This is a genomic window from Halococcus thailandensis JCM 13552 (assembly GCF_000336715.1).
In the GTDB taxonomy this organism is placed as follows: domain Archaea; phylum Halobacteriota; class Halobacteria; order Halobacteriales; family Halococcaceae; genus Halococcus; species Halococcus thailandensis.
This window is the reverse complement of record NZ_AOMF01000097.1, coordinates 1-9,377: the sequence shown is the minus strand read 5'-3', so window position 1 is coordinate 9,377 and position 9,377 is coordinate 1. Positions and strand designations below refer to the sequence as shown.

The 9,377-nt window shown below is 55.4% G+C and carries 10 protein-coding genes and 1 pseudogene; 6 read left to right on the top strand and 5 right to left on the bottom strand.

Translation table 11 applies throughout. From position 1 onward, the window contains the following. The 3 genes and pseudogenes from C451_RS23260 to C451_RS04250 all read left to right on the top strand — a co-directional run. Positions 1-218 (top strand): annotated as a pseudogene (locus tag C451_RS23260) (hypothetical protein); the annotation flags it as partial. A 156-nt stretch (positions 219-374) separates the two neighbouring features. Then, a complete protein-coding gene (locus C451_RS04255) occupies positions 375-1,193 on the top strand; it encodes an SDR family oxidoreductase (protein ID WP_007738063.1) in 819 nt (272 codons plus the stop codon). Positions 1,194-1,388: 195 nt separating this feature from the next. Next, entirely contained in the window at positions 1,389-2,573 is a 1,185-nt protein-coding gene (locus C451_RS04250; RefSeq protein WP_049912889.1) for a low temperature requirement protein A, read from the top strand. A gap of 125 nt (positions 2,574-2,698) precedes the next feature. On the opposite strand, the gene C451_RS04245 is transcribed toward C451_RS04250, so the two are convergent. Next, positions 2,699-3,007, bottom strand: a complete 309-nt coding sequence (locus C451_RS04245) for a carboxymuconolactone decarboxylase family protein (RefSeq protein WP_007738059.1) — start codon at positions 3,005-3,007, stop codon at positions 2,699-2,701. Between the two features lie 345 nt (positions 3,008-3,352). Here C451_RS04245 and C451_RS04240 point away from each other — a divergent pair, with 345 nt between their 5' ends. From C451_RS04240 to C451_RS04230, 3 genes are all read left to right on the top strand, one after another. After that, positions 3,353-4,006, top strand: a complete 654-nt coding sequence (locus C451_RS04240) for a helix-turn-helix domain-containing protein (protein WP_007738058.1) — start codon at positions 3,353-3,355, stop codon at positions 4,004-4,006. Between the two features lie 58 nt (positions 4,007-4,064). Further along, entirely contained in the window at positions 4,065-4,958 is an 894-nt protein-coding gene (locus C451_RS04235; protein ID WP_007738056.1) for a ribonucleotide-diphosphate reductase subunit beta, read from the top strand. Between the two features lie 85 nt (positions 4,959-5,043). Then, positions 5,044-6,213, top strand: a complete 1,170-nt coding sequence (locus C451_RS04230; protein ID WP_241431178.1) for a PHA/PHB synthase family protein — start codon at positions 5,044-5,046, stop codon at positions 6,211-6,213. A 136-nt stretch (positions 6,214-6,349) separates the two neighbouring features. On the opposite strand, the gene C451_RS04225 is transcribed toward C451_RS04230, so the two are convergent. The 4 genes from C451_RS04225 to C451_RS21815 all read right to left on the bottom strand — a co-directional run bounded on the left by C451_RS04225 (position 6,350) and on the right by C451_RS21815 (position 9,329). After that, positions 6,350-7,183 carry a hypothetical protein gene (locus tag C451_RS04225; RefSeq protein WP_007738052.1) on the bottom strand — a complete coding sequence of 278 codons (834 nt, stop codon included), beginning with the start codon at positions 7,181-7,183 and terminating at the stop codon, positions 6,350-6,352. Between the two features lie 279 nt (positions 7,184-7,462). After that, positions 7,463-8,896 carry an NAD(P)/FAD-dependent oxidoreductase gene (locus C451_RS04220; protein WP_007738050.1) on the bottom strand — a complete coding sequence of 478 codons (1,434 nt, stop codon included), beginning with the start codon at positions 8,894-8,896 and terminating at the stop codon, positions 7,463-7,465. Continuing rightward, a complete protein-coding gene (locus C451_RS22525) occupies positions 8,893-9,033 on the bottom strand; it encodes a hypothetical protein (RefSeq protein ID WP_161605838.1) in 141 nt (46 codons plus the stop codon). Before C451_RS22525 ends, C451_RS04220 begins: the two co-directional genes overlap by 4 nt. Before the next feature lie 113 nt (positions 9,034-9,146). Continuing rightward, positions 9,147-9,329 carry a hypothetical protein gene (locus C451_RS21815; protein WP_152420403.1) on the bottom strand — a complete coding sequence of 61 codons (183 nt, stop codon included), beginning with the start codon at positions 9,327-9,329 and terminating at the stop codon, positions 9,147-9,149. Positions 9,330-9,377: the final 48 nt, after the last annotated feature.

The following is a 9,377-nucleotide window of genomic DNA, read 5'->3' as shown; positions in this document are numbered from 1 at the left end:
GGTGGTCTCGGTTTGGTCACCAGAGACAACCCCTTCCTGAGGGGAGTCAGTTGCTACCGAAGTCTAGACCGCTTTGCGACACGACCAACGGATTGCTTCCGGCACTCATCGAAACCAGCGACGAAGAAGTCTTCTCATGGGCGGTTGATACATTCGAATCATACGGTGAGCAAGCAGCAGTAGTAGGAGAGGAAGCGTTTACTCCCAAAACCAAATAGATAACGTTTTAACAGGTTTGCTGGAGTGTCTCTGGGAGAACAAACGCCCGAAATCATATAGTGAGTGTCTTGTTAGACTCGAATGTTGCAGAGGATGCAATATCTCCGGCTTATTGCAGTGAGAATCACTATTCCCTGAGCGGTCGATGAAGGCACATGGCTCAGAACCAATCTGGCCAGCAAGCGGGTGAATTGATGAACATCGCAGGCGATGTTCAAGAACTGATGAGTAACCGGCCGCTTGAGGATGACGTCGCGCTCGTCACTGGCGGGTCCGGTGCAATGGGAAGCAATGCAGCTGAGGCGCTCGGTGCGCTCGGTGCGAGCGTCGCCGTCCACTACCACAGCAGCGAGGATGAGGCCGACGCCGTTGTCGATGCAATCGAAGAACACGACAGCACGGCCACCACCGTTCAGGCTGACGTGACGGACGTTGGTGACGTGGAGGCGATGTATCAGCAGGTGATCGATGAGTTCGGCCGACTGGACATCCTCATCAACACCTCTGGCGTAATGCTGAAGAAGCCGCTTGAAGAGGTGAGTGAGGACGAGTACGATAGGATGTTCGATATCCACACGAAGGGCACGTTCTTCAATCTCCGCGAAGCCGCCCGACACATGAACGACGACGGTCGGATTCTCAACTTCTCGACGACGTTGACAGGCGTGATGACGGGACAGTATTCGGTCTATGCCGGCGCGAAGGCGGCGACCGAACAGTTCACGAAGATGCTCGCCAAGGAGATCGGTGACCGGGGCATCACTGTCAATACGGTTGCGCCCGGCCCAGCGGACACGTCGTTCTACTACCCCGACGAAACCGAAGAATCGACTGAACTCTATAAGTCGATGAGCATCGGCAACCGGCTAACGAAAGTGAGCGATGTAGTGCCACTGCTGGCGTTCCTCTCTACTGAGGAGGCAGGTTGGATCACCGGGCAAACCATCCGAATCAACGGTGGGCTGGCAGATTAAGCCGACACGACGGCCCCGAATATCTTGACGATATAAGATCATCAACGGGAATACGAATGCAGTCGCCGACGAACTCGTGGATGCCAGTGACGAGGAAACCATGTGAGCAGAATAAAAAGGTATCTGCCGCCGAGAGACAATGAGAGTACGCCGAGCGTTTTAGTTGACGCTCTGCATTGTGTATAAGAAACCACCATGAGCACAACCGACTCGACACCGACACCGGACGCAAACGAGAACGCGAGTGAGCAAGGACAGGACGTTTCGACAATAGAATTATTCTTCGATTTGGTGTTCGTCTTCGCGTTCACGCAAGTCACCGGCTTTCTCGTCCATCATCTCACGTGGGCTGGCGTGGCGAAGGGTGCAGCATTGCTCGCGGCGGTCTGGTGGGCGTGGGTCATGTACTCATGGTTGACGGGTTCTGTGTCCCCCCAAGAGGACCTGTTGCAACGGGTGGTAATCTTCACCGCGATGGCGGCCATGCTCGTCGTTGCGTTGTCGGTCCCCGGTGCGTTCGGTGACACCGCATTGCTGTTCGCTGTTGCCTACTTCGTGGTCCGGCTGCTACACATTGCGCTCTATGCGGCTGCCACGCCGCCCGAAACGCGCGATGCAGTCCTCCGGGCCGCACCCGGATTTTTGGGTGGCCCGGCGCTGCTCGTCCTCGCCAGTTTCTTCGATGGGCCGCTCAAAGCGATACTCTGGGTCATCGCACTCGCAATCGATTACGGCATCGTGTTCGTCCGTGGTGTCGAGGGCTTTCGCGTCAACGTCGAGCACTTCGTCGAACGCTACCGACTCATCGTCATCATCGCGCTCGGCGAATCGATTGTGGCAATTGGGTCCGGTGTCGGAACGGGCGGGATCGCTCTCGGGCCGCTGGTGGTTCTTGCTGCCATCTTGGCGTTCGTCCTCATCGCGGTGCTCTGGTGGCTCTATTTCGATTACGTCGTGTTCGCCGCAGAACAACGACTTGCCGAAGAAAGTGGCCACGACCTCACACTGCTTGCACGCGATTCGTACAGCGTACTCCATCTCTCGATAATCGGCGGCATCATCTTCGTGGCCCTCGGTCTCAAACAGACTCTCGCACACGTCGACGAGCCGCTTGGAATTATCGCTGCGGTCGCGCTGTGTGGCGGCAGCGCCCTCTACCTGTTCGGCCATACTGCATGGCGCTACCACGACCACGGGACCTACAGCACCCCTCGATTGATTGTGGCGGTCATCGCCTGCATACTCATCGGCGTAGCGGTGCGGATTCCTGCCGTCGCCGCTCTCGCGGCTCTCGTGGTGTTGTTCGTCGGTCTTGCGGCGTACGAGACACTGTACTCTGCGGACAGACGTGAGTTCTACGAGCAACAAACCGCTCAGTAAACAGAAACAATATAATTTTGATTTGTTCTATTCAATTGAAATTGGGCAAACAGCTTTCGTACACAAGTTATATCAAATGGTTCCAGAAGACTAAATTACGGAAGGGCTGTATATAACAAATCGGCCTAGCTGTCTTCAGACAGGGCTGAACTTCCCGTTGCTAGTCCCTGTACACCGCACACCAATGCGGCGACTTCTATTGTTTCCAGTATCTCCTCCTCACTTGCACCAGCATCGCGTGCCTGTTGTGCGACGATCTCAACGCCGTCTGACTGTGATCTTCCCGCGTCGAGAGCCATCATAATCAACAGTTTCGTTTTCACCGACAGTGCTCCATCTGAGAATACCTCCTCGTACACCGCGTCGAATGGTTCCCCAAATGCAGGGTCCAATTCGGCGACTTCATCAATGAATTCGGGTGCATCTGCTGGCATAATCGGTATTCCTCATTGACGTAATTTAGGTTTTGTCTTTCATTTCATAGACATTCAATTTTCAACAATGTCTAACCATTATTGCCGAGTGGTTTACGCGGCGGATGGCGAAAAATAACCTGACAATTTAATTTCACTCACTCTATGCATGACAAATGGACTAGCCGACATCAGGTGCCATAGGTTTTGTCGGGTTGGCCGACCGTACCGCGGACGAGCATATAATCAGTCTGGTTTCCACTCTATGCCCTTGCTGGGTCTATCGTTGAGAAGGTTTGAATCGAACATCTCGCACCACGTAGGCTCTTTTATTACTGAAGAGAGTCTCTCTTCTCTCGAATACCAATGACCCTCGTTGTCGAGTTCGATTTGATCTCGGAGCGATTACCGCTAACAGCGATTGCTGCTACTGCTCTGGACTCAACTCTCAAAATTGACGATATTCTGACCTCCGAGCGCAGCCGGCCGGTGATCGTTTTCTGGGCCAAAGGTGAGACATTCGACACACTTGAAACGGCGCTTGACGAGACGGCGGTGGCGACATACAGTGTCCTCGGAACGACACAGAATCGTCGTCTCTATCGCGTGGAGTTATCCGAACAACCGCCAGCCATCTACACTGAGTTCGTTCGATTGGATACCGCCCCAATCAACGCGATAATCACGCCGACGGGATGGCGAGCACGTATCCGATTTTCCGGCCGTGAGGAACTCGCCGAATTCCACGATTCCTGTGAGACATACGATATGACGTTTCGACTCAACCAGATATTCGAAGCCTCACCCGAGACCGACAACGAATATGGACTCACGCCAAAACAGCGCGAAACGCTGCTTGCTGCCCACGAAGCGGGCTATTTCTCGATTCCGCGAACTGGCTCCTTAGAGGAGATTGGGGCTGAACTCGGCGTGTCCGCACCGTCAGTCTCCGAACGACTTCGCCGCGCACAGGACCGGCTCATCCGACATACTGTCGCTCTCGACGAGCAGCATATATAAACACCACAACGAATTAGACTCAACACTCGTTCACCTACGGGGTCTACTCGTAACTGTCATGGCGACCACTGACGCACCGATGCAAATCGATACTGATGCACAGACGTTCAGATACTACCGTCACGCCGTCGAAAAACACTGGGACCCCCACGACATCGATCTCGAAGCCGACCGCGAGGCACTCGGCGACTTCGACGACGAGGAATTTGATAGTCTCAAGCGCGCACTCGCGCTGTTCGGCGCGGGCGAGGATTCCGTGACGACCGACCTCTCGCCGCTGGCGGTCGCGCTTGATGACTTCGAGGACCAACTGTTCATCACGACCCAACTCTATGAGGAAGCCAAACACTCTGACTTCTTCGATCGATACTGGCGTGAAGTGATCCACGCGGCGGAGGACGACCGTGGCCAGGAACACTCCTCGCCAGCCGATGAGCGGTGGTTCTCGGACGAGTACGACGAACTCTTCGAGCGCAACGACCGCGCGATGGCGCGGGTGCTTGACGATGACACTCCAGAGAACCGCGCAAAAGCGTACTCACACTACCATATGACCGTCGAGGGAATTCTCGCTCAAACTGGCTACTATGGCCTCACACTCCAATTCGACGAGGATACCCATCCTGATCTTCCCCATCTGCCGGGACTCGTTGAAGGCCTCACCTATATCCGGAGCGACGAAGGCCGCCACGTCGGCTTCGGGATGGCAAAGCTCAAGGAACTCATCCAGACTGAGCGCGTACAGCCAGCCGTTATCGAGGAGACCGTCGGTGATCTCTTGCCGTTGGTGCAGGCGGCGATTCCGAGCTACGAGCGTGCTGGTGACGAAGGCGTCACACCGACCGAACTCACCGACTACGCGACGAACAAACACGAACAGCGCATGCAGCAGATTACCGCCGCGAGCGAATCCATCCCCGACGTCGAGGAGCTGACCTCGCTCGCGGATTGACGCTCCATTCGCTGAATCGACGCCGAATCAGCACAAACGACACGAATCCCATTCGACCCGGCCATTTCGCAATATCCAGACACCAATGTCAACACTTGCCAATTTCCCACTCAATCCGGTCGCACCGATGCGTAACCGCTCGTGCGAGATAGTGGATACAATCACAGAACCGCTCCACAAGCTCTCGGTTACAAAAGAACGACTCGACGAAGCTTCGACCGTTGAGGTGGGTCAGACACCGAGTGAGGTCGTCTCTACGGAGGACATGCTGGAGTTGCACCACTACGAGCCGCAGACAGACAAGCAAGACGACGTGCCGATTCTCGTGATCGCTGCACTCATCAACAAATCGTATATCCTCGATCTACAACCTGCGCGAAGCGTTATTCGCCATCTATTGGAAGACGGTCACGACGTGTACCTTCTCAAGTGGAACGAACCCTCGCGGTATGATGCGGGACTGACGTTCAGTGATTACGTCAACCGCTACATCGCCAATAGCGTCGACGAGGTGTGCAAGCGCTCGGGAGAGGAATCGATCAATCTCCTCGGCTACTGTACGGGAGGGACGATGACAGCGATGTATGCTGCACTCCACTCCGAGAAAGTGAACGCACTCGGGTTGATAGCCAGCCCTCTCTATCTCGACGATACTGGCGGGTTGCTTGAATTGTGGAGCGATGAGACCTACTACGATCCCGAAACCGTGATCGGTATATATGGAAATATGCCGTCGGAACTGCTCTACGTGATTTTCACGCTGATGGATCCTGTCGATAGCACGGTTGGCAAGTACATCCGGCTGTACGAGAATCTGGACGACGAAGAGTTCGTCAAGAATTTCCTTCGGATGGAGCGATGGTTCTCGGACGGTATCGACGTAGCAGGCAAAACCTACATCCGACTAGTAGAGGATATATATCAGGATAACAAGCTATTCACGAATGATTTCTATCTCAACGGTGAACACGTCGATATTACGGAGATCGATATGCCCGTGCTTCAGATTACCGGAGAGGATGATCATCTCATCCCTTCCGAAGCGTCACAGCCATTCAATGCCGTCATCGGCACCGACAACGTGAGCACTATCGAACACCCTACCGGACATATCGGCCTATTGTTTTCGAACAGTTCACATGAACACGTTTGGCCGGATGTTGCTGAGTGGTTTCACACACAATCATCCAAGCCGAGACGAAATCGTCAAGGGCGATTCAGCACTGACTCTTTGCATCGGAAACCAGCCCACTGAGAGTGATTTCAGAACACGTTCTGAGATCAGGCAGTGAATTCCATTTTGCTATGGCGATTCAATGGAACCGATCAGACGATCAGTGCTTTCGAAGAAGCCGATCAACAGTGACGCGACGAAGAGACCTCGGGAACGTTCAGACGGGCTGAGACCGTGGTGTAGCCGTCCCGCGACGATGGATGACCTCTCGAACAGTCTCGAAATCACCCTCGTATGTCCCGTAGACGACTGCATCGGCATACGATTCGATCTGACGGGTCACATCAACAAGACGGTCAACTCCAGCTTCGGACGCTGATAGCTGAAACGTGAGTGGCATGTCGAGATCACCGAGTTCGTGAGCGAAGCCACGGGCCAGCGACTCGACCCAGTACGTCGTCTCGTAGCTGATACTACAGAGTGGGACAAGAAAGCCGTCGGCCACCGATTCAAGAGCTTGTGGGTCTATCCCGGCGCGGGCGCGGAGATTGCCGGGATACGGATCCGGGTACAATGTGACGATAAGGTCTCCTGCGACCCGATCTTTCGCTTCTCTGATGAATCGTGTGATGACTGCCGTCCGCCACGCGACACGGTCGTCGAACTCGCTCGTTTCGAACTGTCGCTCACAGCGCCCACAGCGACAGAACCCGCCACCGGGAAAGCCGGGTGTGGTGAGCCTGACGTCCCCACCATTGCCGACCGTCTCGATTCGGTTGAGGAGTCCCGCACGATAGTCGGGGTCTGTCGGGCAGACCGTTCCCCAGTGGTGACCCTCTGTCTCGGGTGTCGCCCGTGTTCCTTGGGTGGTGATTGCGGCACAGTCTGGGTCGTCTCGAACGGCCTCTGTATTCCCCCAGCAAGCGACGGCATTGACGACGCCATCGAGTGGGGTGCCACGTTGACCGCTCACGTTGTCAGCGACGAAATGAACGAATTCCCCGACGTTGGTGCGAGCCAACGTGGTGTCGCTCGTGAGGATCCCGTACATAACAGTTCGTCAACGGGGAGATCCATAAATGGTCCTCCTACCATCGTCTGGGACGGTACGTCAAGGACGTCTCAGATGTCCTCAGAGTCGATATCGGCGTTCTTGCCGAGTTCGATATCGACCTCTCCATTCAGAGTGTTGACGAGAAAGTTAAGCACCTGCTCTTCCGTGAGTTCGTTGGCTGGCTTGGTCTGGATCCATCAACCAACCAAGCAGCCCACTCATCTAACCCGCTTTGTGAACTACTGAAACTGTCTCCGTGTGAAATCATCGATGGTGTCAGTGAGAGCGGGACTGAGATATCGATGCTGTTGAAGACGTTCGTTGGCGTGCCAGAGTCAGATATCGGGTCAATGACGACTGCGGCGACGGAAGGAATACGCGCCAGACGACGTTGGGCCGAAACAGCGTCGTGGGCGGTTGCTCTAATCGAAGTACACGGGCGAAGACCTCGCTCAATACTCTGTCCGAATGAGCCTGACGGGTGAGACGTGCCACATACCGGTTGACCAGATCGGTGCCGAAGGGCTTTGGGCCGGTTGTCTGCGGGAAATCGAAATCGGCCCCGACACCCAACATCCAGACAGTGTCGATGGTTTCGGCCGCTCGTTTGAAGAAGCGAGGAGCGAGATTCGCCCGTCCGCCATCGGCAAGACAATGATGGAGAAGCAGTGCATCGAGTGCGGCAACCGCCATCCCCTGTCCGTAAATCGGATTGAAGCTAGCGATTGCATCACCGGTGACGACTAACCCATCCGGGAAGTCGTCGACCTGTTCGTAGTGTTGCCGGCGATTCGCCGGGAACGGGTACTGGTGGATCTCATCGGAAACCCACGATTGGGATTTTACCAACTCGCCCAACTCGTCTACTGGAAGGCTCTCGGCGAACTCGACGTACTTCTCTTTGTCCGCCGGGGCGGCGTCACCGTGGACACCGCTCATAATCACTTCCCAACGGTTCTCCTCGATAGGGATGAAGGCACTCCCTCTCGTACGAGGTGAACTGGGTAGGTCAAAGAACAGCCGCCGATCGTCCGGCGGCCGCTCGATCTGAATTGTGCTATAGGTCAAATCGACTTCTACCTCATCGACTGGCGGTGCTTCGTAGCCGTGGTCTTCTAGCCACTGCGGCGTCCGGCTCGTCCGGCCGGTGGCATCGACAACGAGGTCGGCAGCGAGCGTCGTCTCCGCTCCCTGCTCATCGCGGAACGCTACGCCAGTTACAGCTGTCTCACTATTATCGAGGAGATAGTCGCTGAACTGGCATTCATCCCGAAGGGAGACGTTCTCGATTCGAGTCACGTGCCAGCGCACTACCCATTCGAAGAGGGCCCGACTCGAACTGTACATCGGCAGTCGACTCTCCGGATTGGCGGTGAATCCACCCTCGTCATACGACTTCACCTCGGTGCTGCCATCAATCAACAGGCCGCCTTCCGAGAGGAGTTTTTCGCCGAAGCCGGGAAAGAAGTCCTCCAAAGTAGCCCGCCCTGCTTCCTGCATGATGTGTGGATGGGTCGATTGGGGTACTCCATCGTGTGTAACCGGTTCGTCGGGCAGCGAATCACGCTCGATGATCACCACCTCGTCGAATCCATCGGCGAGCACTCGGGCCGCACAAAGTCCGGCCATACTCCCACCGACCACCACCGCTCGGTCGCCGATGGCCGAAACCTGCTCTTGGTCGTATCGATCGACAGTTGCGAGGGTCATGGATTGTGCCTCCCGTTTCGGGTATCCTCGTCATCTCCATCGGCACCGTATTCGGCGATGCCATCAGTCAACACGTTGGTGTTTCCGTCGATATCGATGGCAAAACCGCTGAGTGGGTCGGTACGCGTGTCAGTCACTGCTGATTTGGTGCTTATCATACTGTTGTCTGTGAATGATCCGAACAAAGCCGATTCCGCGTCGTTTCTGGCGCTCTCTGTGTTGTGTGGTCTGATCATACTGAACGTGAAGATCAACTCCTGGAATTCCCGAGCGTGACGTCACCGCTGTCGGTGTAGTCGCCGTCGCCGTTGGCGTCGTACTCGGCTGCTAGAGTCAGACCAGGGATCGAGATCTCGTTGACAGCCTGGTAGTGTGCCTGAATCCTTGCTCTGTTGATCGACAGACAGCGAAGGGGTGGGGTAGCTGAATACAACTCTTAGCGTCTCTAACCAACGATTCATCGTGACACACGATGCAGAAA

What these genes read in the sequence shown, in the direction of transcription:
- C451_RS04250 (WP_049912889.1), top strand. Translation starts at nt 1,389, where the DNA reads ATGAGCACAACCGACTCGACACCGACACCGGACGCAAACGAGAACGCG.
- C451_RS04240 (WP_007738058.1), top strand. Translation starts at nt 3,353, where the DNA reads ATGACCCTCGTTGTCGAGTTCGATTTGATCTCGGAGCGATTACCGCTA.
- C451_RS04255 (WP_007738063.1), top strand. Translation starts at nt 375, where the DNA reads ATGGCTCAGAACCAATCTGGCCAGCAAGCGGGTGAATTGATGAACATC.
- C451_RS04230 (WP_241431178.1), top strand. Translation starts at nt 5,044, where the DNA reads ATGTCAACACTTGCCAATTTCCCACTCAATCCGGTCGCACCGATGCGT.
- C451_RS04225 (WP_007738052.1), bottom strand. Translation starts at nt 7,183, where the DNA reads ATGTACGGGATCCTCACGAGCGACACCACGTTGGCTCGCACCAACGTC.
- C451_RS04220 (WP_007738050.1), bottom strand. Translation starts at nt 8,896, where the DNA reads ATGACCCTCGCAACTGTCGATCGATACGACCAAGAGCAGGTTTCGGCC.
- C451_RS04235 (WP_007738056.1), top strand. Translation starts at nt 4,065, where the DNA reads ATGGCGACCACTGACGCACCGATGCAAATCGATACTGATGCACAGACG.
- C451_RS04245 (WP_007738059.1), bottom strand. Translation starts at nt 3,007, where the DNA reads ATGCCAGCAGATGCACCCGAATTCATTGATGAAGTCGCCGAATTGGAC.